This is a genomic window from Bacillus sp. FSL M7-1020 (assembly GCF_038050415.1).
Lineage (GTDB): Bacteria > Bacillota > Bacilli > Bacillales > Bacillaceae_G > Bacillus_A > Bacillus_A toyonensis.
Genome location: NZ_JBBOTW010000002.1, coordinates 20,202 through 46,067, shown reverse-complemented (window position 1 = coordinate 46,067; position 25,866 = coordinate 20,202). Strand labels below are relative to the sequence as shown.

Here is a 25,866-nt window from a genome sequence, read left to right as displayed (position 1 = left end):
AAATAGATTGATCTGCTATCTTTCTTATATTGAATCCAATTAGACCCTATATCGGATGTTTGATATAAGAAATAGTCTAAGACATCCTATTTTGGTTTCCTCGGAAACCAAAATATATTATAATTAAATTTGCATTAGCTTTTAATTACGTAAATAAATGGAGGGCATGACATGGAAAATTATTATGATGTCGCGGTAGTTGGCGGTGGTCCAGTTGGACTTATGACAGCATGTGAATTAGCTATTCAAGGCGTAAAAGTTGTTGTTTTAGAGAGAAGATTAAATCGGATTCGAAATTCTAGAGCACTCACACTGCACCCTCGCTCTTTAGAATTAATGGCTATGAGAGGTATTGAAAATCGATTTTTATCTAGAGGGAAGAAATCAGATACAAGTCATTTTGCGGCCCTAGATACAAAATTAAACTTTAAAAATTTAGATACTGATTTTCCATATACGCTTTTTATTCCCCAATCTATTACAGAAGAAATATTAGAAGAGCGTGCATTGGAATTAGGTGTAGACATTAAACGTGGTCATACTTTAAAAAATTTAAAACAGTATGATACATTCGTACAACTAGAAATAGAGCAAAGAGAAACAATATATAAAATAGAAGTTCCTTATGTAATAGGCGCTGATGGCGCAAGAAGCGTAGTTCGTGAGTTATCACATATATCGTTTAATGGAACAGATACAACAACAACTGCTATATTGGGTGATGTCATTTTAGAAAATGTACCAGATAATCCATTTTTATCTACATCTAATATAAATGGGATAATAATGATGGCACCTATTGCACGTGATGTATTTCGTTTTGCAATTGTAGATCCTAAGAATCAGACAATACCTGTTCATGTTGCTGTCACAGAAAAAGCGCTTATAGATAGTATTTATAGCATTACAGGTGAACATATTCGAATTAAGAGCTCAATATGGCTTTCTCGTTTTGGAAATGCAACCAAACTAGCGAATACTTATCAATATAAGCGTGTATTCTTGGCAGGTGATGCGGCGCATATTCATTTCCCTGCAGGAGGACAAGGCTTAAATGTAGGTTTACAAGACGCTTTTAATTTAGGATGGAAATTGGGACTCGCTATAAAACAAAAAAAATATGAAAGCCTATTAGAAAGTTATCATATTGAACGACATGCTGTGGGAAGACAATTTTTCAAGGAAGTACAAGCGCAAGAACAATTAATGATAAACTTTTCAAATGCAGGTATAGAGTTAAGAGAGTTATTCTCGCATTTACTCACATACCCAGAGGTGAATCAAGATTTAGCTGAAAGAGTAAGTGGCTTAGGGGTTATATATTCCTCTATGCATACGAAAGAAAGGCACCCATTTACAGGGAAAAGATGTATAAATCTTACTATTTATTCTCAAAATATGAAAACTTATAAACTCTTTGAATTGATGCAAGATGGTAAATATATTTTATTAATACATCCGTCTTATAAAGAAAAAATAGATAAAATGAACATTAATTCGCATATAAAGGTGGTTGTAGGAGAAATACAGGATTCTCAGTTAAAAAATATGGATGTGATTTTAATTCGCCCCGATGGTCACATAGCTTACATTGAGTATGACAAAAGAGATTACTGTAAAGATTTGAAAATAAAATTGAATAATTTTTAAAAAACCCCACTTATTAGCATAGATGGTTTTGTACTAAACTATTTATAGCATGAATTAAGAAATTTTTAGTATAAACATTAAAACATTAGGATTTTATATGGCCCCCAAAACAAAAAAAACGACTTTGTATTAAAGTTGCAAATGAGTTTTGCACTGAAGTATTTTTCTTTTTTTAGTTGTTAGATGAGAATCGTATATTTTAATAGATTATTTTTTAATTGTAAAAAAATTCAGATATTTACACATGTGCCAATAGGTGATATTATATAAAAAATAAATGCGATGAAGAGAAGAGTAAATAAAGTGAATTCTATACAGAGAACCCTGGTAGCTGAAAAAGGGTTAGAATTTCTTTATCGAAGCAAGCCTCAGAGCAGCATGTCGGAACCTTTTAGGAGGGGGTGATGTGACGGGAGCTCCCGTTATAGAGATAAGGTATAAGCATTTTTAAATGCCGTACCTGATAAGGTTAATATGGCGACATATTAATAAACTAGGGTGGCACCGCGATGATAAATCTCGTCCCTAAGACTTCAAGTCTTGGGGGTGGGATTTTTTTATTTTGTTTTAAGACTGTATTCTATCTAATTATATTTTAGGGGGAATTCAATTGAATTATGAAAAAACATTGGAAACTTGGCGGTATCCATCTATTTTATTGTTTAGTATTGGTGTTTCAAGTGTTGGAAGTTGGATTTACTTTATTGCTCTAAACCTAATCGTTCTTAACATAACAGAATCAGCACTTGCTGTCTCTGGTTTATATATTATTAGGGCTTTATCAACATTGTTTACTACTATTTGGGCAGGAAGTCTTGTAGATCGTTCAAATAAAAAATATCTCATGATAGCACTAGGTGTCTTTCAGACTGTGCTAATTGCATTATTACCTTTCTTCTCTTCTTTAGGGCTTATATATGCTATGGTCTTTCTTATTACAATAGCGAGCTCTATGTACGACGTAACATCAGTAACTTATATTACAAAGTTAATACCAATAGGGCAAAGAAAACGTTTCAACTCTTTACGTAGCCTACTTGATTCCGGAGCATTTTTGACTGGACCAGCAATAGCGGGAATAATGTTTACAATTGGTACATCTAATATGGCTATTTATATCAATGCTGGAGCTTTATTTTTATCGGCATTAATTACAGTAGGAATGCCTAATGTTGAATTTTCTGCACAGCTAGAAAAAACATCAGATACAACAAAATTATCTCTTAGTTTATTAATAGATGATTGGAAGCTTGTTATTGGATTTAGCCGTAAGTTTCTATATGTCATGATAATTTATATTTTATTTAGTGCTATGGTAGTCATGATGACAGCTATAGATTCATTGGAAGCCGCTTTTGCAACTAGGGTACTTTCTTTATCGGAAGGTGAATATGGAATTTTAGTCAGCATTGCTGGAGCAGGAGTATTGGTAGGTTCTCTATCTAATGCAATAATTAATAAAAAAATACCTATCTCATGGCTTATGGGTATGGGTTCCTTAATAACTGCAGTAGGTTATATGATTTTTACATATTCTACTACATTTTTTATAGCATCTGTAGGATTTTTTGTTTTATCATTTGCTACTGCCTTTTCTAATACCGGTTTTTACACATTTTATCAAAACAATATACCTGCTGATGTGATGGGCAGAGTTTTAAGTATTTACGGGTTTATTGAGGCTTTTTTAATTATTACATTTACTGTAATCTTTGGTGTCTTTTCAGAGCTTATATCTATACGATTTGTTGTAGTTTCAGGAGCATTTGTAATGTTTTTGATATCTATTTTACTATTTATTTGTAGTGTTCAACCATCAAAAGCAAAATTCTATTCTAATTCAACTGAGCCTAAAGATTCGTTTCAATAAACTCTTTGTTTAATAAATAAAATTAGATAATAGCGATGAAATAAAAAGGACCTTTACTGTGAACTGCACCCCAATTGTTAGACACGAACTAACAATTGGGGTGCAGTTCATTATCATACAGAAAATCAGCTTTCTTTTTAATGCGGGAATAAATGGAAATATATGACCTATTTTTACACGTATTCAGTTGTAATCTGGTCCTATTTGTACAATCTATTTATTTTGTGCAATCTTAGCACCTTCATATAATTTATCCGTATAATTTTTAAGGTCCTGCCAATTATCCTTCGCTGTATTCAGATCTGCTCTTATAATCTCGTCAAACAAGTCTGGACTAATGTTGTCAACACTGTCAATCAATGATTTATATTTTTTCTCCACTGTCCCCCACTGAGTCTTTATATTTTCAAGAGCAGTAACAGCTGTACCAACTGTTGCGGCCATATGTTCCGTTTTATTTTTGGCATCAGTCAAAATAACTACTTCTGCCTCTGCTCCAGAAATTCTGGACTTTAATTGTTCTATTTCTTGTTGTGCAGATGCGATATTCTTGTCAGTAGTGACAATCAATGGTATACCAATCGGAGGCATAAATACAGATAAAGCTATATAGCCACCACGTTTATCATAGTTTTCTTTAATTGTATTATTATAATTCTCAATTCTTTGTTGTAGAAGCGGAATACCAACGTTCGTACTTTCTAGAATATCCTCCAATTGATTAAAATCTTCCTTGAAATTTCTTGTATCTTCTGCTATTTCACCTTGAAAATTTTTCAATTTTTCTAACAGTACATCTAATTTTTGACTATTGTACAAAATACTATTGTACAAATTTTCTAGTTCATATTTTAATTTCTCTGTATCTTTTTGCTCTATAGCAGTTAGTAAAAGCTTATAACTTGCTTGAAACGTATCATTATAACTTACAATATTCTGGTGCGTGTACATAATACGAGTTTTAAAATACATGAACCAAAAGTCGGCATTCTCTATTGCATCCCGTTGATGCTTAATCATGTTTGCTTGTAAATCACCATTTATAGAACTTATTTTACTTAAATCTGTCAGCTGTTGATTACTGATTGTACTAGCATATGAATCCATTGTAAGGATATTTGCCACCATTTGTCCCATCACTTCTTTAAATTCACCAGGACCAAGGGAATAGTTCTTCAAACTTTCTTGCTGTTGGGACACAGTTTGTTCTGCTGCCAAAGTATGAAGTGGAATTACATTACTCGCTGCCATTCCCGTAATGATTGTTGACAAAATAATTTTCTTATATAAATTCTTATTCATCTTTTTCACCTACTCTTTCACATACATTACATGTTTTATTAAATTCATAAGCTTCGATTCTTTACTTCAAATGAATTACGATGATTGCAAATAAAACAACATATTAAAATAGAGATTCTCGTACTTTCTTATTCTATAATCTTTATTAAGTTTCATAATTATATAGGAAGTCTCCTGCTCATACATGAACAGGAGACTCACATTATATGTTCTTCAAAAAGGAAACTCAGTATATTATATTTTCATCACTTCGGCAATTTCTTGAAGTAATATTATTTTTTATCTTCTACGAATGAAATTTCACTACTTTGAATTTTTTCAGCATACTTTCTAATATCCGCCCAATGATCCTTCGCTGTATCCAGATCTGCTGTTATATCCATAGCAAGGAATTCTGGGTCAACAGCTTTAGCACTCTTAATCAATGCGTCATATTTTGTTCCCATTCCATCCCACGCGGTCTTTATATTTTCAAGAGAAACAATAGCTTTATCAATTGTATCTGTTAAATTTTTAATATCACTTTGAACTATCGTTAACCTAGCTGACTGTAGTTGCGCCATTGAAATATTTTGTGTTAGCGTTATAATTTCTTCTTGTGCCTTGATTATCTGCTGCTGCGATGAAACTACTCCGTATATCCCGCCTCCTAATATAGGTGCACCAAGCGGCGCAAAAGGTGAAAGAACTAAATATGCACCAGCAGCAGTTGCAACCGACGATGCAATATAAATTTTGTTATTCTCATCGATTAATGCTTTATTTGTTTCGATTTGTTTTTGAAACAGTGGAATTCCAGCTTCTTGACCAGTTAAAATATTTACGATTTCTTCAGAATTCCCTTTTAAATTTTGTGTATCTTTTTCTAATTTGCCGCGAAAGCTTTTTAAATCCTCCACTAATTTGGTCACTTGATCTTTATTCTGTGAAATTTCACCATTCAACTTTGTAAGCAAAGCTGTTAGTTTGACTGGGTCATTTTTATATTGTAATAAATAACGAGAATAATTTTGGAATTTTGTATCATAACTAATAATATTTTGATTCGTCGTAACTATCCCTGATTTCAAATTATTTAACCAGTATGTTGCATTTTCTCTAGTAAGCTTTTGGTTGGCTTTAATGGCTGTTCTTAAATTATCGCCAACTGAAGGTAAACCATCCAAATTAATATCTGCTTGTTTAAGAATAGTTAAAGCATACAGGTCCATTACCAACATATTGGATTTAGTATCCTTCATCGCATTATCAAGTCCTGTTGGTCCAAGGTAATAACTAGGGTATTTAAGGTCTTGATTTGCATAAATAGGTGTTGGTTCCTCTGCTGAGGCATATGATGGCATAATGCCACCCGCTACTATTGTTGCTATTAATGTAGATAAAGCCATTACTTTATAAGGTTTTTTCATCACATTTTTCTCTCCTTACATTATTAAGAATTTTATTTCTGAATTTTGCAAATTTTATCCTGTTACTTTTATTTTTGTAACACTCTCTTGATATTCCGTTGTTTGTTTTTTCAATTCATCCGTAAACTGTTTAAGCTCTTTTAATCGTGCTTGTAATGAATTAGAATCTATTTTCACATCAGTATTAAGACTTGTCCCCGTTTCAATCATTATGTTATTAAAGGTGTCCCAACTACTTACTAGATTGTCAAAACTCTGAGTTTGCTTTTTAACTGTTCTTGTAAAGTTATTTAATTGCTGCTCAATAAGTGTCATTTGAGTTGCTTGCACTTCAATATTCGATAAACTTTGTACCAATTGAATTAGTTTCTGTTGCTTCAGAGCAATAGCTTTATTCAGTTCTGTTACTTTATCATTTGTGAGTTGTCCATATTGGTTATAAACCGCTTCCAAATTAGACACGTCTACAGTTTTATCCTTAACTCCGTCTTTCAAAATATTAATAATCGACTTTGTAATATTTAGAGAACCGTCTAGATTTTCTTTTGGTAGAGCTAGAAGTTTTTCAAAATCTTCTTGAATGCCTGCATTAAGTTGTCCCATTTCCGTTCTTAATTTTTCAATGTCTCCGTCGGAACCCTTATAAGATTCAAACGCTTTGCTAACTTTACTAGAAAATTTATTACTATCTTCAACCAATTCGTTTTTAGAATAGTTTAAGTCTTCCGAAGTTATTTTCATATTATACTGAATTTTTTGAACGTCACCTTGAAGTAAGTTAAAAATACGTACAAATAATGCTCTTGCTTCCGAATCTTCATTCATCTTTCCAGATAGTTCAACTAATTTATTGTAGTAATTTGTAAATCTTATTCCGAAACTCTGTATCTCTTGATTTACAACGGATAATTTGTGGTTATTTACATCCAGGCAGTCTCGAACATGGTTTCTTACAGTGCCTTGATCAGTTGTTATTCCATATATAGTACTTACATCAAGATCTGGTTGCTGTAATATGATTAGCCCATATCCTTGAATTAATGGCGACTGTGATCCTAAATTCGTAATCGAATTTGATAACCTATCCATAGCGGGTCCAAGTATACTACTTGGTTGTAAATAAGTTGTATTACTTGCTGCAAAAGTATTTACAGGTGTGAAGCAACTTGTAGATACTGCTGTAACTAATAACCCTGCGACTAACGCTTTTTTCATGGTGATTCCTCCCATTTATTTGTGTCTTTTGATAAAATAGTTGGACTAAATTTTAATTAATTTGAAATCCAACACTATAACTATTAATCTATATAGATTATTTTTAAGATGAATTTTAAGGAATATAAATATAGATTGTAAACATTTGTACATAATGCCCTACTATAAACTTATTCCTTAAGTCATTACATAAAAGGCATATACGAAGATAATCTTCATTTTATATGACTTAAAATGTAACTAACACCTTGTGCCCTTATTAAAACATCAAATTTTCAGTGCGTATATAGTAAAATTTTGTAGGTTTTTGTATAATTTTGTCCTTTTTCACTTTATTATCTTAATTATTTAATATGTGTACAAATTAAAATACTATACTCCTAAAATTGCTATGGAACTTCACTCCTGTAATTAAAATAATTATAATTTAATAATACCGATAAAAAGATACCTAATTTAATTTAACTAGGTGAATTTTCATTTTCGGAAATTATTTTAGTATAATTTTCAATACTATTCACTTATTTCTTCCCTTATATGGATATGTAAAATTGCATATCCATATAAGGGAAGTTCACTATTATATATAGTCATAAGTGGTAATTTTCCAAATAACTATTATGTACTACCGCTATATCAATATTAAGTTTCCATAACTTGTTGAAAACGTTAGAGTAACGGAACTTATCTATTACTTCTATAACAATTATGCGTTGGATTCATCAGTCTTGGACAAAAGAATCCGACATGATCTAAAACAACTAAATGCCCCTTATTGAGTCAATGAAACATATATGGGGTACCGTCACATCGCTATCAAGCTAAGCTCATACAACGTCAATTATAGTAGAGATTATTTCTTTTTTCTAAAGGCTACGTATAGGGAATTTAAAGATTTGCATACGAAATAAACCCTAATGGGTTTCATTTTTTTGATTTAAGCCGCTTGATTATCAGACATGGTACAATTGTAAACGACACCTAATATATCAAAGACTGTTTTCTTCTCATATCTATGAGATTTTCGCCCGTTTTGCTGTAGGAGATTGAACAAGCGAATTAGAATCTTTGATAGCTCTTGGGTGTCTTTTTGTATAGCTTGAAAAAGAAGAAGAAAGTAATCTTTAATCATATATATGGCCTTATATTCACTCATTTCTCGCTTCTTTTTTCTAAGAAGTAATTGCCACATTTGAAACATGGTAGAAGAACAGAGTAGAATGGCAATCAGTTGCCCGTACAAATGGCATTCCAATCGTTCTCGTTTTATCTTTTTACAACGATGAATATGAAAGAATGATTTCCACGTTTTAAATAAAATCTCAATTTGCCAACGTAAAGAATACCAATCATGTACTTGTCCCATTGGGACAATATCTGTAGGAGTATTTGTCATATATACATTGATACCGCTAAGTCGTTTACTACGAGGAGAATACTTCATCCCTTTCTTTTTTTCTCTTACCGTTTGATCTTGTAATCGTTTTTGTTGTTGTTCTTTTGTTAGTCGATGAATAATCACACGAGTTGGGACTTTATCAGTCATTCCTACATAAGCGTTGGATATTTCGCATGTTTGTATTGGCTGAAGAGAGTTCATTAAAACCTCCATATCTATCTGGATATACTCTGTACCTTTCTTGATTCTGCCATCTTGAAAATAATCAGGGTTAGGATTTTTTTGATAAATACGAGTATTCGATTTGATACGTGAGATATAGTAAGCCTTTTTCTCTTGTATATGTTGAAGATCTTTCAAATGGAAATAGCCTAAATCTCGGATACATAAATCATTTGCTGTAACAGTTGGGACACACAGGGAACCGTAGGTTCGATCATGTTGTTTACCTGGACCTGTATGGATATGTAGGAATTGTCCGCTTAATAGATCATATTCAAGTTGAATTTTCATTCCAGCAGTATGGCTACATCCTCCCGCCCCAGGATAAATGGATGAAAATATATCTGAAAGCTGAAATGCAGTCGAATCTAAAATACGAACACGCTTGAAAACAGAGGTGTATGGAGAAGAAATTCGCATAGATGAAGTTAGTTTTTTATTTAGAAGGTTAGTCAATATGTGTTGTAAAAATTGAACGGCTGATCTATTAAACCTTTGATTCAGTCCTTCCGGACTGATGAGTACTTCTGTGGATGCCTCTAAACAGCTAGATAACTGAGCTAAAGAGGTTGTAGCGATATTTTGACTCATCTATATACATAAAGCGACTAAATCTTTTGCTTGATATTTACTGGTTCGTTGTACGAAACCAACATCTCTAGCAAGATCCCGTAAGGTATTTGGAGATAAAAAACTTTGAATCTCTTGAGCAAATAGTTATAATTCATCAGATACAGAAATAGACATACAAAAACGCCATCCTTTCCTATGATTATACAAAAAGAATAGCGTATTTTTTCATTTTAGGGGAGGGTTTGTTGAAGTAGCCTGATAGTAATTGGTGGTACCCCTTATAGGATAATAGAAGTTTGCATTTTCAATTTTTTCACACTCTATTAACAAGGCAGTTATAGCATCCTGGTTTAGCGTTAAGAATGTGAATATATTCTACTTCTTTATTATCAAAAATTTCATCTATATTTTCTCTTAAATTTACACCTTCTGTAACCCTTGCTTCTACAATCATTGAGTCAGCATTGTAGCCGCGTATAGATAGGTACCTATGATGTAACATAAGCGGAATTTCATTTACATCTAGCTTAGCGGTAGTTGCTCCCTTTCGTATAAATATAGGACCACTTGCTTTATAAGGCGAATTAACACTATGATATTGGTAATTCAGTAAGATTACCTCTTCTCCTACCTCTGCATCCTTCAAACTTATCCTGCAAGGATATCCAGGATTTTTATTTGCTATTATTTTGACTGCCCCGATACTTTTTAATGCTTCTTCATTCATTAGAAATAGGTTATTAAATTCCTTCTCTTGTAACGCAACGATTTGAAAGCTATTTCTCATATTCTATCTCTCCTTAATTAGTTGTTATAAAGCATTTCACTAATGATGCTACCACTAAAGTTCATAAAACTTGTTCAATAATCCTGCCCGTTTATTGAAGAATGAATTTTCATAATCTTCATAGTAATTTTAACATAAAATTCCACAGGAACCTCTAAAAAACTCATCCTTTTTAAAAGAAGATGAGTGCCCAGTTTATTAATATCGTTTAAAGTAAATCGTTTATCGGTTAAACCTAGTTTCAGAGCTGGCGTTGACCTTGTTTTTTTTAGATACTTTAGTAGCCAAACAGAAGTTGTAGTATGTTCTAAAAATATATATTTTTTGTTTTGGGGAATAATGTATTTCTTAGCTTGATAGCGATGGGGTACCGCCACACATCCATCAACTTAAGAATTTTCACTACCCCTAAGTACAAAAAAACATTATTCTTTCTAAACACTCTAAGAAAAAACACCTATAAATAAAATTTAATTAATTGGTATATACTTCTTGAAACCCTTACTTATGGTTCCATTGTATCCATTTTTAGTGAAGAAATTATGTGCTTTTATTCTAGTTGCACTACTTAATAAGATAATTCTTGTGGATCCCCTTGCAATTGATATCTGTTCTACATGTTTCAATAACTTTTCCCCTATCCCATTACCTCGAAAATCTTCATTTACAATCACATACTCTAGAACAGTATACGGTCTAAATTGATACCCAGGATCAAGGCAAAACGTCATAAATATACTCCCTTTGACGTTACCACTTTCCTCATAGACAAACAAAAAATTATTAGAATCATTCCTTATCTGCTCAATTCTTTCTGGTAAAACCTTAATATTTTTGCTATGTGGTGCTAATTTTTTATATAGATTTTCAATTACATCGCTGTCCTTTGGTTCAGCTTCACGAATCATATAACTACCTACCTTTTGTATTTAATATATCCATGGTAAAGACTGAAATCGATTATTGCTATAATTCTATATAGGCCTTTTCCCCACCCGGAATCTTAAATTTTTTTACATCATATTCTTTAATTATATATACCTTTATCGCTTCAAAATCTTTATCCAAAGTAAGAATTGGATTTTTTAAGAAATATATTACTTCTTCCCCATCATAAATTCGAGCTTTTATTGTTTCTTTGTCGGAGTGAAACGATAAATTGACTCCTTTGTAAAAATATTCGTAGTATCCTTCTTCGTCCTGCTCACTCTTATCTTCAAAAGGAATACATTCAATATGATATATATTCCCATTTACATTTATCGATTTCATACAACATTACCCCACTTCCAATAATATCTATAAAAATTAGCATCAATATTTAGCAAAGTAATTTTTGAAATTATGACATTTTCCAATGTTCTATGAATTTTATTTGCTAATAAATTCATAGAACATTATTTATTCATTTTCAAATTTCTCTTATTAATTTCACGATAAAACGCTGAACGACTCACTTGGTAATATTGCAAATTTGATTTATTGTACGTTTACCTTCTTTATATAAATGAATAGCATGTTCCATCCCTTTATGTTTCTTTCCACACTTACGAGGACTACCCAGCTGTCCCCCTTTTTTAACAATATCTAATCCGACTCTTTGCTTTTCTTTCAATAACTCTCGTTCCCATTCATAACCCAGACTAAATATATGAACATTTCGCTTTTCCAAGTTTTCAATGAGTTCTAAGATGCGTTTTAAACTTCTAGCTAATCGATTCATCCGAGCTTCAACGAATATGTGGCCGGGCCCCTATAAGAAATCACAATGTGCGATCCAATCATTTGTTTTACTATTTTTAGCAAAATAAATTCCGCCACCATGAATAATCTTTAAATGTGCTTTTGGATCATCTGTTATTTGAAAAATAAATTCATAATCCGCGGGCCATTGGATGCCTGATTGGGCAAAACAAGCATAGCCACCTAATTTATGTATGTAATGATTTTCTTCAAAAATATCCTCGTAGTAGTCAATCTCATTTGTGTTTTCAAGTTCTAAAATTCTATCTTGCATATTGTTTGGAAAATCTTCTGTATCCCATTGGGGAAACTCATCAGTTACTAATTTAGGTATTAAGGGAAAAGGTTTTAGATTAGGAAACGTAAGTGACATTTCATTCGGTACTAGTTCCTCTAAAGAATCATATTCTCTAATACAAAAACTCCCTGATAAGTTGGACAAGTCTTTAGCAAAGTTTGGAGAAAGAAATACTGCGATGGCTTTCATATCTTTTACTGCTTCTGGAACAAAAGGTACTTGAGTTAAATTAAGCATCATGATTGCATACATTTTTTCTTCATAGCGGTCGATTGGGTAAGTTTCATTTGGTAATGAATAGGGAATCTTTCCAATCCAACTTTCATTTATAGATAACTCGGGTCTTTTCCCTCCTGTTTGAAAGATAATTGCACTTTGTCTTAGGATATTCTTTATTTGATCTATTTCCAAAGCATTTCTCCCCCTAAATGTGTATTCTGTTTTCTCCTAATTTTAATAGATAATTATATTGTATCAATAATGAAAAAATACGCTATTCTTTCTGTAAAATTATAGGAAAGGATAACGTATTTTAATCATTTTGAGGACCACATAATGAGTATAGGGTATCAGAAAAAACTTGTTAAGATTAGTAATTCCATACTATTTCATTTCATACAAAAGGAATTTGCTCATTATTAACGAAAGTGTATGTTAACCTGATGAATACATTCATATACCGTATTACAAAAAACATGAGAATAATCTTATCCTACGATACATAATTATGATCCGTTTTAAAAATATGTAGAATTAAGGAGCAACATTGTATGGGGAAAAAAGTACTGTTTTTTGGGGATTTCGGAATTGACGATACGATAGCTATCATATACGCGCATTTGACAGATAAAATTGATGTTATAGGAATTGTTGCAGACTATGGGAACGTACCTAAAGCTGAAGTTGTTAGAAATGTTCGCTTTTTACTTAAAAGTGTAGGAAAAGAATATATAAAAGTTTTTGGTGGGGCGGAGCATTCCATGTCTTCAGAAGCTGAAACTTTTTATCCAGAAGTTCACGGTAAATTTGGGATAGGGCCCATTTACCCAGGACTAGAGGTTCAGACATTTGAGAATTTTTTTGAGGTTCTCACACTTATTGAGCAGCATAAAAATGAACTTATTATCGTGAATACCGGAAGGCTAACTTCACTTGCAACTTTATTTCTCCTTTATGGAGAGGTGATGGAATATGTACATTCTTATTATATTATGGGAGGAGCTTTTCTATATCCAGGAAATGTTACTCCCATTGCTGAAGCTAACTTTTATGGCGATCCTGGATCGGCCAATATTGTAATGAGATACGCAAAGAATCTATCAATTTATCCTTTGAATGTTACACAATCGGCTATTGTAACACCAGAAATGGTCAATTATATCCACTCTAAAGGAAAAACTAAATTTTTAAAGCCCCTTTTAGACTATTACTATTATCAATTTTATCAAAAAAAAGTTCCTGGAATACAAGGTAGCCCGGTTCATGATGCACTTACTTTAATTGCGATTAATCGTGATGATATTTTTACGTACCACCAATCAGCAGTGACAGTTAATGTAATTGATACTGTAAGAGGACAAAGTATAGGAGATTTTAGATCTACCTTTGAACCAGAAACATTCGGTAATCGTCCAAAACATAGGATTGCAGTACAGATGAATTATGAACAGTTTTTTAAGGAGTTTATGACTGTAATGACTGGCGACCTATTTTAGTTAAAAACATTACATATATACGGAGATGTTTTGCTATCAAGCTAAGATTTTAAAGTAACCTCTAAATGGAAATTTTATGTTTTTATAGACCTGAAATTTATTTTAATCGTTTTAGGGGTTACTTATTTTCTTAGATTGATGGTAATGGGGTATCGTCTATTATAAAAAAGCAAACTTAATTAAGTTTGCTTTTTTAAATGTTCTTCTAAATCTAATTAGTTTTCATAAAATATCTTCTGCTTCCTGTGGAAGGGATATGTTTTTATTTCTTCTGTATCTAAATTTTCATGAAATAAATGAATAGCTATAATTTGTCTACAATCATAGGTATGGTAATAATATGTACCGGATTCCATACACATTGCACTTGTATAGATGGTATTGTCTAATGTACCTTCGTCCGTTATCACTCCACCTTTTGGAACCTCGCAAGTTGATAAGATATGAAATATGGCCGATACCCCCTCTTCTTCGTTATCTATACCTTGAATATTTTGTTTCCCAAATGATGCCCGTACAAACCTTGATGGTGGGGTGAAATCCCCAGGTAGTCCCATCGAACCCGATCCTTGTCCAAAAGCACTTAACGGCAAATCACTCCATTGTGTTGGTGCATATGGATGCGATTTAAGACCAATAAATTGTCTTAAATTTTGTAAATGCCAGTTAAACTCAGGACTATTGGTCATTACCCCAAGAGGATTATCATATATTTTTAGTCCTTCAGTTGTCGGCTCTAGCACCATACAATCTCCCCATTTATCCGCTAAAATCCAATGTAGCGGTGGAGTAACTCCTAAAACAGGTAATGGTACATCCAAAAATGAAATACTATCTACAGATTTCTTTAACTCTTCGACAGAATTGAATTGTGTGAGACTCCATGCTACAAAATCAAATGGAGCCAGATTCGTTTTATTGTCATCTATACTGTCACTATAAGTAGCGAATCCTGGAAAATAGAGTGTTGCACATGTCATACCTGATTCATTTACTCCGTCCGCCAGTATTATCCTTCCTTGATGGTTAATCCCCATCCCGACAACAGCTTGTTTCGCCTCGATGGTTTCACCAGTTATATTGTTCCATGGATAACTTCGAGGAACTATTATTACTTCTTGATTGAAATCTAATGTAAAATCCATCGTTCTTGCAAAAAGATGCTGACCGCTTTTTGTCTGTAATGTCAAACTAGTACACATAAAGAACACCCCTTTATTTAGTTTATTTGAACAAGAACATATTTAATTTCTATTCTTAAGTTGATAGGCATGTATCGTGACCTCTATTAAAAAGTATGATTTCTAATTTTCTTTCAATCTTCCTTGCACCCAAGCAGCAATATCATTTATAACATACTCAGGGATATTAGCAGGACTATAATATTGATCCGGTTTACTTAATTGCCTATCTCCTTCTGTAAAGAAGTGATTTAACTTTGGGTATAGTCGATAATCAACATTATCCCGTTCTTTTAATTGTTCTTTCCAAAGAGGAATTTCGATTTTTAATTGAACTTGATAGTCTCTTTCTCCTTTCAAAATTTGAGTTTTTTAATACAATATGCCAAATACTATAAGGAAAATAAAAATTATCAAAGAGATCACTAATCTCCTTTACGATTCCCCCTAACAAATTAAAAAACTATTATAAACAAACTTCAATAAAAGATGCCTTCTCCCTCTTTTTTATGGCTGGATTTTTTGAGTGATTGGATGTTATCTAAAACAGAATTATTTATTGCAAATGCTTCTTGCTGATTAGCTCCAACTCCTAGTGAATGGAAATTTATGTTTTCTGGAAATTTTCAGAAGGGTGGGATAAATATAAGAAGTCATATTTGTAATTACGAGTCAATCATTCAAACATGTTGTTACTGTACTGTTTTTGTGTTCACTACTCGAGTTGCAACAAATTTCATAAAAAATAAACCACTTAGACAAGTGTCCAAGTGGTTTGGTAGTACGAGTAAAAGTATATGAATATGTATTATTCCTCTTCTAAATCAGCAAGTTGTTTCATTCGTAACTTATAAACATACAATATTGGAATGAGTCCGCAAATAAATAAGATAATGCCTAACAGTAGCCCATCTCTTGTACTAGATTCTGGGCTGATCGATGTAAGGTAAGATGTGCCAAGTACAATCACTACCAATACGAGTAAACTTGTAAGGAGTGATTTTTTAGGATTCTTTTTCGTATGTTCTTGCTGCACATTGATGCTCATGGATAAATAAGCTGACACGACCGAAGTGATAATAAATAGCATCCATAGCGGATTATCACGCATATGTTCAAAACCGCCATGTATCAAATCATATCCAAGAATGCAGAGTATACCCATAGTTTGTACAAAGAATAGAATACGGATATTTTGTAGATTCCTTAGTACAAGTCTTTCATCTGTAATTTTCTTCATTCATAATCCTCCTGTTCTATCCAAAAGATTTCGTCTAATGTTGCATCTGTGGCATAACAAATTTGTAAACATAACTTTAATGAAGGATTGTACTTCCCTTTTTCAATAAGGCTAACAGTTTGTCTGGTAATCCCAACTGCCTCAGCTAATTGCTGCTGGGTCATATCTGCTTTTACTCGAGCAAGCTTCACGTGATTTTTCATATGCAACCTCCTATATAAATGTAACTTATATATTACTTAATGTAAAGTATATATTACTTTAATCTCGTACCGATTTGTACTTTGTACATATATTTCTCTAGTAAAAAAGAAAAACAAGTGTCCACAAAGAGACACTTGTTCCTTTTTAAGTAATGAAGAATCTGCTCCTTCTTCGTTTGTTTTTCGTGTAAACTTACTCGCTTGTATTTCTATTAAAAATACAGGCATTATGCAATGTAAATTTACATTTGGTAAGGCAAGAACTGCTACGTGTGAAATAACTTTATTTTTATCAGTTGAGATATACTCCTCATAGCCATGTCTTGTTACAGTCTCTTTTCCATCTATTCCTTTATAACGAAAATTTAGATAGACGTGTATATCAGATGAAAGATATTGATTGGAATTATGTATCATCAAACCCGCGAGCGAAAGGTTTATCAAATTTAGAACTAGCAAAAAAAGAGAGGAATCCTTTTTACAAGGATGATATACAAATTCAACTGCACCATACGACTCAGCGAGAACCAGGAAGCATGGTTGAATTACCGGCTAGTAAACATCGAAAATACTCAAAGCAGCTTGATGGTACAATTGAGGATGGAGATAGTTTTAGAAATGATCCAGTTTTAACAGCTCAGTATGAGAGATTTCGTGAGTATTACTGGAAACAAAGAGCACAAGATTATCAAAAATAAAATAAAAGAAGGAGTAATATAAATGAAGGAATGGATTGCTAACATTTTTTCCGAACGGGAGGAAAAAGGAGATTTTTTTGGAGCAGTTGAAGATGAATTTATTAACCAACTTGAAAAAAGATTAGATTGTAAATTTCCAGATAGCTATCGCTGGTTTTTAAAGCATTACGGTGGCGGAGGTATACTCGGAATAGATTTAACATGTGCAGGTTACATAGATAATTCACCAATACTTTCAGAAACTGGAGTGCATCGTAAAATAGGACTTCCTAACAGTTATGTTGTGATATGGGATGTAGGTGAATACGTATATTGCCTAGATACAACAAGTCTTGTAAATAGTGAATGCCCAGTGGTAACGTGGGATTTTGTAAGTAAGAAGACAGTACTTGAAGCTAAAGATTTCTATGAGTTCTTATCTAGGAAATTGAAAAGTGCAATTGAAGATTATGAGGATTAATAGGTCATAGCTATTAAAAAAATTATCATAGCATTAAAGATATTGAATATCAAAGCATAAAGTACATTTTTTAAATGAAATAAAATACAAATTACCAAAAAGAGATTGGAGCAGAAAATTTTTTCTACTCCTTTTATATTTTAATAAGATTCAAGGCTTTTCTTCATTACCCAACTTACTTAGAGTGGATTCCCTTAAAGATTATTGACCAAATTAATATGAGCGGATTTAAATTATCTGGATATGTTTTCTACCTACAACACTGTATAATTCTTACCCATCTAGAAAATCGAATTTTTCTTTATGAAATTTTGCTTAGCGTACGAAATTCGTGTTTTTGGTACTACCCCATCGCTATCAAGCTAAGAAAATACTACTCTCCCAGAACGAGATTTTGTCCTAACTTGTAATAAAAAAGCTCTTTTTTCGTTTTGGGGTGGATTTGTTTTCTTAAGTTGATGGGCATGTGTCATACCCTATAAAGGGAAAAAAAATTAATTGTCAAATATTTAACTATAAAATACTAAATTTAGGAGGAGCTTATGAAAAGTAACTTATTGAAAAAAGTATTTTCCGCGTTATTATTGGCCACAGTTTTAACATTCTCATTTTCTACTGCTGCATTTGGAGAATCCGGAACTACCCAATCACTTAAAATGAACAATGTTCTTGAAAGGGTTGTGACGGTTGAAACAAAGGGGGAATTTGATCGTGAAGAGACCCAAAATATGGTTGATCGTCTCTGGAGCATCCCAACTAATATATTGATCACCATGCATAAACAGGGAGTTCAGGTTAAACTGATTAATTTCCCTCTTACTGATTTGCCGGAGTATGAATATTTAAGGGGAACCGTTCCTAGGGGATGGGAACATACTCCATATACGTGGGATGATGTGCCAGGTGCAGGTGGGCAGACGGTTGTTGCTCGAATCGGTTACAGCTATAAAAAGATGCATAGTTCTGTAAGCCTTGAGCTGCATGAAACAGCCCATTCCATTGATCGTTATGTATTTGACAATATTAGTTATTCAAATAAGTTTACTGAAATTCACGCTTTGGAGCATGATGATTTTAATGACAATCCATATTTCGATTACAAGGAAGAATATTTCGCCGAAGCCCTTGCCTATTTTTATGCTGGTCCAGACACGAAGGCTGAGTTAGAAGAAAAAGCTCCATTAACTTATAAATTTATTAATGAGTTGCAGCGGAATATCCCATCGGAAAAGCATTCAAATAAGTAGAATTATAGAATTTTCCATAATCATGGGATTCCCAAGTTATAGAAACGGAATTCAAAAAGGGGTACGGCAAGAATTCCTTCTTTTTTGAGCTACTTAAAGAAAAGCCTTTTTATCCATTTAATGCTTGCTAGGTGTCAATATTGGTACGAAAAAAGCTGTGATCACTGATTTTCACTTTATAAAATAATTTATTTATGCCATTATTTATTATAATTTTAAGGTATATAATAGGATTCTCCTGGCCAGGGGAATCCTATTTTTTGTTCTAAAAAGGGCAACGCTCCATCGCTATCAAGCTAAGAAATACAGATACCCCCAAAATGTAAAAAATGGGCTCAATTCTTATGGACACCTATGAAAAGATGAAATTTTTCACTTTGGGGGCACTTCAAAATGTTAGCTTGATGGATGTGGGGTACCGCCCCATGCCCATCAACTTAAAAATCTTCGCTATCCCCAAGTGTAAAAAAACGTTATTCTTTCTAAAAAATCTAGACTAGAAAGGATGACATTTTTTCGTTATAGGAATACAGATTTACCTTAACTTGATGAGCATAGGGTGCTACCCCTAAAATGATAAATAATTAAAGTTATTTTCACCATTGATAATATTTTTGTTATGATCAATGTATAATAAAATTATAACTCATGTAATAGATTAAGCGGTATACTTAACCAACGGTCGCTTAGGTAATGAGTTATACCCCTTGGAAAAGGTACCTTGCAGCAGGGGTACCTTTTCTTTTGTTTTTATTTATAAAATATTTTAAATAGAAGCTATGTAGTTAAAAAGTATACTAATTAAATTGTAATTGAAGTGAAGTAAATATCCCATATGGATATTTTTAAATACTAGAAAGAAAATCATTTGAGCGATAGCTGGTATACCGATGATAGTTAAACATTGCATCCGTTTATAATTATATGCAGAAAGACGGAGTAGTCCAAATGAGCTTCCAGACAATATTAAAAAGGTTGTAATTGAAGTAATGGGACTTATTATGAAGGTTCGTGTAATCTTGCGCCAAAAGAATAATAGCGATACAAAATAAGATTAGTATTAGGAGCTGCAGATACGTTTTAGTTTGCAATAAGCTATCTAAATATGTATTGGCAGCTCCTATCACGTTTAAAGACCGTTTCCACTCTTTAAAAAATGCGTTCATAACACTCCTCCTTTTGTATAATAGTAAATACTTTTAATTAATACTCTAACATGCTATTCTTCCCTATTTTTATTACATGTAAACTCATAGCTGTCCACTCTATAAAATTTCATGCACCGTAATTATTAATTATATATAAAATATAGTTAACATGCGGATTTCTATTCCAAAAGAAAAAAGCACCCATCAGGATGCTACATTTCTAATGATTTAAACACAATTTGCTTAGGGTCGCGATATCAATCAAAGCTGGTAAAAATTCTATGTATCGATTTTTTCTTTGCCCTTGCAAATAAACCACCATATCAAAGCTACAAGTAGTATAAGGAGAAGTAGTTTTAAGCATCAGGTAATACAAATTCCATTTGCTTACTCTGTGTTTTAAACCCAAGTTTTTCGTAGAATCGTATAGCCTTCTTGTTAAATTCTAAAACATTTAATTCTACGCTTGTTGCTTGTATTTCTTTAGCATACTCAAATACTTTTTGTACTAATATTTTTCCTATTCCAGTTCCTTGGCATATTTCGCTTACACCAATATTGCGGATAAAGAGTACCTTTCGCTCAACTAACTTGGGATTTTCGGATGGTTCTTTAATATCTAAGATTATGTAAGCAAGAATCTCTTTATTATTGCCCTCTACTACAAATATCTCTATGGTTGTATCAATAAGCCATTCTTCGTATGCATTGTAATCCATAGAAGCTGAAGTATCAGAATAAATATCTGGTCTTCCCTCTATATGTAACTGTTGAACTTGCTTGTTTATATTTGATATATCCCAAAAATCTTCTGAAGTAGCTATTCTTACCGCGAAAGGCAAAATTTCATTAGACATAAGTACGTCCCTCCTAATGTTTTACTTAAAATATACTTTTTTCAGTGGGTTTAACGTAACGCATCATTATCGATAGCAAGGATAAGGACGTACCCTACTCTCACAAGGAAACCTCCTTGTTCTCACCAAAACTTCCACCACGGCTTCTTCTCTTTCACAGCAGCAACCTCATCCCGAAATTCCTGCATATAAAAAAGCCCTATTTAGAGCCTCTTATTCTATAATAAAAGATTTCCTGTTATTTAATTAAATAAGAATTCGCTTATCCATTCAGGGTCTTTTCTATCCTCTTTATTATAATTAAGAAGACACTCTTTCATTATTTTTGTATCTCTCGGTAACCTTTTTTCTAACTTTGACCATCCGTCAAAAATCATTTTGTTTGGCAAAGGAAACACAAATCCTGTAATACAATCCCAAAAGGCATTCCAATTTTCCCCGTAAAAATCAGGAAACTCGAGCTTCTCTTTAAGAAGTAAATGCAATTCTTTTGCATTATAAATGTTGCTTACATCTATAACCATAATTGATTCATGTTCATTACTCAAATTATACACTCCATTAACATATTAGACTTATATTTTATCATTATTTTACAAGATATCACTTATTCCTAGTCGTTTGTATACTTCACACTAGCAGAATAAACAATCTCGTCCGTCATAACGTCACGACACCTCCTAGTGACAGTATTCCATCATGTTTAGAAAATTCCTGCATATAAAAAAAGCCCCTATCAGGGCTTTTTGCAAGACGACTGTCATGTAATTGTTAATTGAAGAAGGATGTAATTAGATTGATGCGTCTTTTTTGGATGTCTCCCTTGTGAAATCATACAAAGCGATTGCACCTAAAAGAACAAGTATACCTTGAGGAACATCTATTAAAATAGTTTTCCAAATTTCTGGCATTACCCATTTAATATCTGCTGCCGATTCAAGATAAGTTTGAAAATAACCGATTGTAAAACTAATTATACTTAAAAATACAAATAACGTTAGGCCAATTCGAATTAATTTCTTATTTGTAAACATATAACACCTCGCAAAATTCATTGAATATTCCTGTTAATCATATACAAAAATCCCTATATTTAATTTTAACATACAAAAAATCCAAATAAATACAATATGCATATTTGCATATTGTATTGACAGTATTCCATGCTGTTTAAGAAATTCCTACAAAGAAAATAGCCCTGATATATAGGGCTTGGTTCTTAGCACGTTATATTTAAGGCCATATAAGTATAATAGATATAACAAAAGCAATTAGTAATATCCCGCACCCCATCGTGGGTTGACCCATTTGGGATTCGTACTTATTAGAAATTGAACCTGTAATTATAAGAAATAACATGGTGAAAATTATCAAATTCATCTACCTCAACTTTTGATACACCCATTATAATTTATTTAATTCATATAAAGTTTATTAAAGCTTTTATATCGCTTTTGCGATTTCAACAAGAAGTTTCATAACCAACGGAATCATTTAAACAACTATATAGCCAATCCCCACACGACTTATCAACGAGAATCCCCGTTCCTGGCTACCTACCATAATAAACACCCACCGAATAACGCTACAACGGATGCAATTGGATAAATTTATATTTCATTTTTAATTCATCTAAATTGCAATTAAAAATTAGTCGTGCTAACGTATTGATCATTAAATATAATATATAAAAATAATATAATTATGCGGAATGGAGACGTTTATTTATGCCTAAACGTGGCGATGAATTATGCTGTAATAAGTGTGGTCGATTTTTTATTTTCGATATAGATGATGATGAATTCACATCAAATCTATTCCATAATATGAGCGTTTACTTTGGTTACACTAGTCCATTTGACAATGAAAAGATAGAATTTACACTTTGTGAATTATGTCTATTCGAATTTTTGAGGGGATGTAAACATAAACCATCCTCCGAATATTATAAAAATATTGTTGAGGGTTATGACGCTGCCCGTTCAACTAAACATCCTTATTATGAAGACCTTTTTATAGAAACATATAAAAATTTAGAAGACGTAAAGAAAAAGTAAATCAATTTTGAATAGCCTGCCTCTCTAAGGTTTGACTTAAAAATATTCTAATTATATTGCGAAGAAAAAGCACCCACCTGGCTGCTTTTTTTATTTTATATATCTACTATATACTACTTCATCTTAATGGCTATGCGGGTTATTTCAAAGTGACCTTTTTTATCTTTCAGGTAGATTTAATTAATAAACATAGTTCTATCTTAAGTACTGAAATTGGCTATTAAAGAGTATCATTGCTAATGCTATTTAGATCTTCCTTGCACCCAAGCAGCGATATCATTTATAACATACTCAGGAATAATTGCAGGGCTATAATACTCATCTGGTTTACTTAATTCCCCATCTCCTTCTGTGAAGAAGTGATTTAACCTTGGATATAGTCGATAATCAATGTTATCTTATTTTTTTGTCTCGTTGACCCATGTAATAATGTCCTGGATGACGTACTCGGGAACATTTGCAGGGATTTCGTACTCACTTGGAAGACTCAATTCCCCGTCACCCTCCGTGAAGAAATGATTCAATTTCGGATATTCTTTGAACTGAACATTCCCGCGGTTTGAAAGTCCTTCCTGCCATTTTGTATATTCATCTTTTACTGTTACTTGATAATCGCGTGCCCCTTGCAGAATCAGCAAAGGCTCTTTTCGTAATTTTGCCTCTTCAACTGGACGCCACCTAGTAACATCATACATAAAATGAGGAGACGAAAACGGAAAATTGTAGCCAGCTGGCGGATGGTCAGGATTGAAAGTAGGATCCAGGATAAAAGCGAACTGTCTTTTTAGTTCATCGATTACTTCCTTTGGCGCCCCAAGGTATTGACTCACATCAATGGCAGTGTCAGTCAAAGGGCGTGCAGGTGGTGCGAGTAAGATACTTCCTCGAACAAGTGAGGAAGGCGCTTTGCTCAGTATACGCGGCATTGTGCCAGCTCCTTGGCTATGTCCGAGAATGAAAATATTATTTGGATCAATGCCTTCCTGCTGCGCTACTGACTTTGCTGCATATATGGCATCATCTGTAGTATCACGGTCTAACGTAACAGGTTCTGCACTCATCTTTAATGCATGTTCTAAGGTACGTTTTTCATAGCGTAACACTGCAATTCCGTTGGATGAAAGGCCCACCGCAAGATCTCGTAAGATTTTTGTTCCCAAATAGGTAGCATCGCGATCATGGATGCCAGCACCATGAACAAGAACAACAACGGGTACCTTTTCACCAGGCTTATGTTTCGGAACTGTTAATGTGGCTGGTAATGGATAAGTAGAATTTCCAATGACGATTTCACGTTCTTGATAGGAAGCAGGTTGGTCATATCTAGGATGCGGAATGTAAGATTCCTGGGGCGGCCTTTCTCCAACTTCATCTACTTTCCCGCCAGGTGTGAATTTAATGAGTAGCGGTATGGTAGTTCCTTCAATAGCTCCTGGAATTTCCACCGTCTGATGGACCAAGTTTCGTTCTTTTATTACAGGTTTTCCCATGATTTTTATCCCACTTTGTGTCCACCAGTTTTGTAATGTGTTTGCTGTAAACTTGGATTGAAAAGCAGCAGACGTCAACTGGAGTGCCTCTGCATACTTGCCTTGCTGGAGATATTCAAAAAATAATAATGTACGCTCCGTTAAAGAGACTAGTTTCTTTGCTGCAGATTGTTCCTCACGTATATCTGCGTGAATAGCTGTTGTAAGTGGGAAAGATGAAACGCCTAAAGAAAAGAGTAGGGTAAAGGAAAGTACTGATTTTTGTATTTTCTTTTTTTTATTCATGTTTTAACCTCCAATATGTGATGGTAAAAAACAGGTATGGTAATTAGGGTTTTTGTGCAAAAACTTCAAAATGTTTGCAAGTAATCTCCAAGACTTGAACATACTGATATTATTACTCTAAAAAGCCGTAGATTTCTCCTTTTTCCGCATGCATATTAACCCCAGAAATAATCTTTCTTCCTTCACTTTATATTTTGATTATACGAAACAAAGCTCTCGTTTTTCTTACTTGATACTTACAAATTCCTTAAGTGTATAAAATTTTTGTTTTTGTGAAATTTTAAAACCTTAACTTTATGGATATGTGGTGCTCTACCCCATTATCCAACTTCATTGGTACTACGCTGCTATCCGACTCCCTACAATGGCATTTGGTTTCCTTACTTTTTATCGTTTGTACACCATACTCTCCTAACAAGAAAAGACCGATAGGGTCTCCCGAGTTGCCGTATCATATCAATGTGTAACGTGCCAAGGTCTCTGAATCCAGAGAGGTTTTATCCATCTTGCCTTAAACGAAGGATAAAATGTAGCTTTCTGCTGCAGGTAAAGCATCAGCCCTCTCGATTTACTAACGTTATGGAGCTCAATCCCTTCAACCATTTGGCTTTCGGCCCGCCCCTAACTGTCTACACTTAAAGACTAAAGTTACCTTTAGCCCTCCAAGACTCGCTACAAGCGAATCGCTAGTTCTTACTCGACGGGAATCCCACCCGTTATATAATACGACCTAGGCTCGGCCGCACACCTGCCTCGTTAGTTAATATGAAAATGAAACCCAATGTCTTTCAGATGAAAGTATAATCTTGGTTTGGAA

At 33.2% G+C, this 25,866-nt stretch carries 22 protein-coding genes, 4 pseudogenes and 1 other annotated feature; of the genes and pseudogenes, 7 read left to right on the top strand and 19 right to left on the bottom strand.

Annotation, left to right across the window (positions count from 1 at the left end; genetic code table 11):
• Positions 1 to 171: 171 nt before the first annotated feature.
• Positions 172 to 1,650 carry an FAD-dependent oxidoreductase gene (locus MHB70_RS26890; RefSeq protein ID WP_061530415.1) on the top strand — a complete coding sequence of 493 codons (1,479 nt, stop codon included), beginning with the start codon at positions 172 to 174 and terminating at the stop codon, positions 1,648 to 1,650.
• A 273-nt stretch (positions 1,651 to 1,923) separates the two neighbouring features.
• Positions 1,924 to 2,180 (top strand) — a binding site (T-box leader).
• An 80-nt stretch (positions 2,181 to 2,260) separates the two neighbouring features.
• Positions 2,261 to 3,520, top strand: a complete 1,260-nt coding sequence (locus MHB70_RS26885) for an MFS transporter (RefSeq protein WP_061530416.1) — start codon at positions 2,261 to 2,263, stop codon at positions 3,518 to 3,520.
• A 213-nt stretch (positions 3,521 to 3,733) separates the two neighbouring features.
• On the opposite strand, the gene nheC is transcribed toward MHB70_RS26885, so the two are convergent.
• The 9 genes and pseudogenes from nheC to MHB70_RS26840 form a co-directional block, all read right to left on the bottom strand.
• Positions 3,734 to 4,822 (bottom strand): non-hemolytic enterotoxin subunit C, encoded by a 1,089-nt coding sequence (gene nheC, locus MHB70_RS26880; protein WP_061530417.1) that lies wholly within the window; start codon positions 4,820 to 4,822, stop codon positions 3,734 to 3,736.
• Between the two features lie 272 nt (positions 4,823 to 5,094).
• On the bottom strand, positions 5,095 to 6,231 hold the full coding sequence (gene nheB / locus MHB70_RS26875) for a non-hemolytic enterotoxin subunit B (RefSeq protein ID WP_061530418.1): 1,137 nt from the start codon (positions 6,229 to 6,231) through the stop codon (positions 5,095 to 5,097).
• A 54-nt stretch (positions 6,232 to 6,285) separates the two neighbouring features.
• Complete coding sequence (nheA, locus tag MHB70_RS26870; protein WP_061530419.1) at positions 6,286 to 7,446, bottom strand: non-hemolytic enterotoxin subunit A; 1,161 nt, start codon at positions 7,444 to 7,446, stop codon at positions 6,286 to 6,288.
• Positions 7,447 to 8,383: 937 nt separating this feature from the next.
• Positions 8,384 to 9,769, bottom strand: a pseudogene (locus MHB70_RS26865) (IS4 family transposase).
• 184 nt (positions 9,770 to 9,953) lie between these two features.
• On the bottom strand, positions 9,954 to 10,427 hold the full coding sequence (locus tag MHB70_RS26860) for a DUF1203 domain-containing protein (RefSeq protein WP_061530420.1): 474 nt from the start codon (positions 10,425 to 10,427) through the stop codon (positions 9,954 to 9,956).
• A gap of 470 nt (positions 10,428 to 10,897) precedes the next feature.
• Positions 10,898 to 11,335: a GNAT family N-acetyltransferase gene (locus MHB70_RS26855; RefSeq protein ID WP_061530422.1), complete on the bottom strand. Its 438-nt coding sequence runs from the start codon at positions 11,333 to 11,335 to the stop codon at positions 10,898 to 10,900.
• 58 nt (positions 11,336 to 11,393) lie between these two features.
• Positions 11,394 to 11,699, bottom strand: a complete 306-nt coding sequence (locus MHB70_RS26850) for a hypothetical protein (protein WP_000836234.1) — start codon at positions 11,697 to 11,699, stop codon at positions 11,394 to 11,396.
• 181 nt (positions 11,700 to 11,880) lie between these two features.
• On the bottom strand, positions 11,881 to 12,150 hold the full coding sequence (locus tag MHB70_RS26845) for a hypothetical protein (RefSeq protein ID WP_061530423.1): 270 nt from the start codon (positions 12,148 to 12,150) through the stop codon (positions 11,881 to 11,883).
• A gap of 30 nt (positions 12,151 to 12,180) precedes the next feature.
• Complete coding sequence (locus tag MHB70_RS26840) at positions 12,181 to 12,879, bottom strand: DUF1963 domain-containing protein (protein WP_061530424.1); 699 nt, start codon at positions 12,877 to 12,879, stop codon at positions 12,181 to 12,183.
• 359 nt (positions 12,880 to 13,238) lie between these two features.
• Here MHB70_RS26840 and MHB70_RS26835 point away from each other — a divergent pair, with 359 nt between their 5' ends.
• A complete protein-coding gene (locus MHB70_RS26835; RefSeq protein ID WP_061530425.1) occupies positions 13,239 to 14,183 on the top strand; it encodes a nucleoside hydrolase in 945 nt (314 codons plus the stop codon).
• Between the two features lie 215 nt (positions 14,184 to 14,398).
• Here MHB70_RS26835 and MHB70_RS26830 read toward each other — a convergent pair whose 3' ends face one another.
• From MHB70_RS26830 to MHB70_RS26815, 4 genes and pseudogenes are all read right to left on the bottom strand, one after another.
• A complete protein-coding gene (locus MHB70_RS26830; protein WP_061530426.1) occupies positions 14,399 to 15,385 on the bottom strand; it encodes a choloylglycine hydrolase family protein in 987 nt (328 codons plus the stop codon).
• Positions 15,386 to 15,487: 102 nt separating this feature from the next.
• A pseudogene (locus MHB70_RS26825) lies at positions 15,488 to 15,727 on the bottom strand (alpha/beta hydrolase); the annotation flags it as partial.
• 445 nt (positions 15,728 to 16,172) lie between these two features.
• On the bottom strand, positions 16,173 to 16,604 hold the full coding sequence (locus tag MHB70_RS26820; RefSeq protein WP_061530428.1) for a hypothetical protein: 432 nt from the start codon (positions 16,602 to 16,604) through the stop codon (positions 16,173 to 16,175).
• Positions 16,601 to 16,807, bottom strand: a complete 207-nt coding sequence (locus MHB70_RS26815) for a helix-turn-helix transcriptional regulator (protein WP_000788736.1) — start codon at positions 16,805 to 16,807, stop codon at positions 16,601 to 16,603. The genes MHB70_RS26820 and MHB70_RS26815 overlap by 4 nt, the downstream gene beginning before the upstream one ends.
• A gap of 386 nt (positions 16,808 to 17,193) precedes the next feature.
• On the opposite strand from MHB70_RS26815, the gene MHB70_RS26810 reads away from it, so the two are divergent.
• From MHB70_RS26810 to MHB70_RS26800, 3 genes are all read left to right on the top strand, one after another.
• The gene (locus tag MHB70_RS26810) at positions 17,194 to 17,505 is read left to right on the top strand and encodes an HNH/ENDO VII family nuclease (RefSeq protein ID WP_061530430.1); all 312 of its coding nucleotides are present in this window, start codon (positions 17,194 to 17,196) and stop codon (positions 17,503 to 17,505) included.
• Between the two features lie 22 nt (positions 17,506 to 17,527).
• Entirely contained in the window at positions 17,528 to 17,965 is a 438-nt protein-coding gene (locus MHB70_RS26805; RefSeq protein ID WP_061530431.1) for an SMI1/KNR4 family protein, read from the top strand.
• Between the two features lie 542 nt (positions 17,966 to 18,507).
• Positions 18,508 to 19,212, top strand: a complete 705-nt coding sequence (locus tag MHB70_RS26800; protein ID WP_080451894.1) for an anthrax toxin lethal factor-related metalloendopeptidase — start codon at positions 18,508 to 18,510, stop codon at positions 19,210 to 19,212.
• A gap of 766 nt (positions 19,213 to 19,978) precedes the next feature.
• Here the strand turns inward: MHB70_RS26800 and MHB70_RS31205 are convergent.
• The 4 genes and pseudogenes from MHB70_RS31205 to MHB70_RS26785 form a co-directional block, all read right to left on the bottom strand.
• Positions 19,979 to 20,260 (bottom strand): annotated as a pseudogene (locus MHB70_RS31205) (hypothetical protein); the annotation flags it as partial.
• Between the two features lie 456 nt (positions 20,261 to 20,716).
• On the bottom strand, positions 20,717 to 21,217 hold the full coding sequence (locus MHB70_RS26795) for a GNAT family N-acetyltransferase (protein ID WP_061530433.1): 501 nt from the start codon (positions 21,215 to 21,217) through the stop codon (positions 20,717 to 20,719).
• A gap of 242 nt (positions 21,218 to 21,459) precedes the next feature.
• Positions 21,460 to 21,765, bottom strand: a complete 306-nt coding sequence (locus MHB70_RS26790; protein ID WP_061530434.1) for a barstar family protein — start codon at positions 21,763 to 21,765, stop codon at positions 21,460 to 21,462.
• A 243-nt stretch (positions 21,766 to 22,008) separates the two neighbouring features.
• Positions 22,009 to 22,272, bottom strand: a complete 264-nt coding sequence (locus MHB70_RS26785; protein WP_033666947.1) for a DUF3937 family protein — start codon at positions 22,270 to 22,272, stop codon at positions 22,009 to 22,011.
• Between the two features lie 672 nt (positions 22,273 to 22,944).
• Between MHB70_RS26785 and MHB70_RS26780 the strand changes: the two genes are divergently transcribed.
• Entirely contained in the window at positions 22,945 to 23,274 is a 330-nt protein-coding gene (locus MHB70_RS26780; protein ID WP_061530435.1) for a hypothetical protein, read from the top strand.
• Between the two features lie 242 nt (positions 23,275 to 23,516).
• Here MHB70_RS26780 and MHB70_RS31200 read toward each other — a convergent pair.
• Positions 23,517 to 23,672: pseudogene (locus tag MHB70_RS31200) on the bottom strand (alpha/beta hydrolase); the annotation flags it as partial.
• Positions 23,673 to 25,049, bottom strand: a complete 1,377-nt coding sequence (locus MHB70_RS26775) for an alpha/beta hydrolase (RefSeq protein ID WP_061530436.1) — start codon at positions 25,047 to 25,049, stop codon at positions 23,673 to 23,675. It abuts the pseudogene before it with no gap.
• Positions 25,050 to 25,866 lie beyond the last annotated feature (817 nt).

Coding starts and splice junctions, on each gene's coding strand:
- MHB70_RS26890 (WP_061530415.1), top strand. CDS start 172: ATGGAAAATTATTATGATGTCGCGGTAGTTGGCGGTGGTCCAGTTGGA.
- nheC (WP_061530417.1), bottom strand. CDS start 4,822: ATGAATAAGAATTTATATAAGAAAATTATTTTGTCAACAATCATTACG.
- nheB (WP_061530418.1), bottom strand. CDS start 6,231: ATGAAAAAACCTTATAAAGTAATGGCTTTATCTACATTAATAGCAACA.
- nheA (WP_061530419.1), bottom strand. CDS start 7,446: ATGAAAAAAGCGTTAGTCGCAGGGTTATTAGTTACAGCAGTATCTACA.
- MHB70_RS26860 (WP_061530420.1), bottom strand. CDS start 10,427: ATGAGAAATAGCTTTCAAATCGTTGCGTTACAAGAGAAGGAATTTAAT.
- MHB70_RS26855 (WP_061530422.1), bottom strand. CDS start 11,335: ATGATTCGTGAAGCTGAACCAAAGGACAGCGATGTAATTGAAAATCTA.
- MHB70_RS26850 (WP_000836234.1), bottom strand. CDS start 11,699: ATGAAATCGATAAATGTAAATGGGAATATATATCATATTGAATGTATT.
- MHB70_RS26845 (WP_061530423.1), bottom strand. CDS start 12,150: ATGAATCGATTAGCTAGAAGTTTAAAACGCATCTTAGAACTCATTGAA.
- MHB70_RS26835 (WP_061530425.1), top strand. CDS start 13,239: ATGGGGAAAAAAGTACTGTTTTTTGGGGATTTCGGAATTGACGATACG.
- MHB70_RS26830 (WP_061530426.1), bottom strand. CDS start 15,385: ATGTGTACTAGTTTGACATTACAGACAAAAAGCGGTCAGCATCTTTTT.
- MHB70_RS26820 (WP_061530428.1), bottom strand. CDS start 16,604: ATGAAGAAAATTACAGATGAAAGACTTGTACTAAGGAATCTACAAAAT.
- MHB70_RS26815 (WP_000788736.1), bottom strand. CDS start 16,807: ATGAAAAATCACGTGAAGCTTGCTCGAGTAAAAGCAGATATGACCCAG.
- MHB70_RS26810 (WP_061530430.1), top strand. CDS start 17,194: ATGAAAGATATTGATTGGAATTATGTATCATCAAACCCGCGAGCGAAA.
- MHB70_RS26805 (WP_061530431.1), top strand. CDS start 17,528: ATGAAGGAATGGATTGCTAACATTTTTTCCGAACGGGAGGAAAAAGGA.
- MHB70_RS26800 (WP_080451894.1), top strand. CDS start 18,508: ATGAAAAGTAACTTATTGAAAAAAGTATTTTCCGCGTTATTATTGGCC.
- MHB70_RS26795 (WP_061530433.1), bottom strand. CDS start 21,217: ATGTCTAATGAAATTTTGCCTTTCGCGGTAAGAATAGCTACTTCAGAA.
- MHB70_RS26785 (WP_033666947.1), bottom strand. CDS start 22,272: ATGAATTTTGCGAGGTGTTATATGTTTACAAATAAGAAATTAATTCGA.
- MHB70_RS26780 (WP_061530435.1), top strand. CDS start 22,945: ATGCCTAAACGTGGCGATGAATTATGCTGTAATAAGTGTGGTCGATTT.
- MHB70_RS26775 (WP_061530436.1), bottom strand. CDS start 25,049: ATGAATAAAAAAAAGAAAATACAAAAATCAGTACTTTCCTTTACCCTA.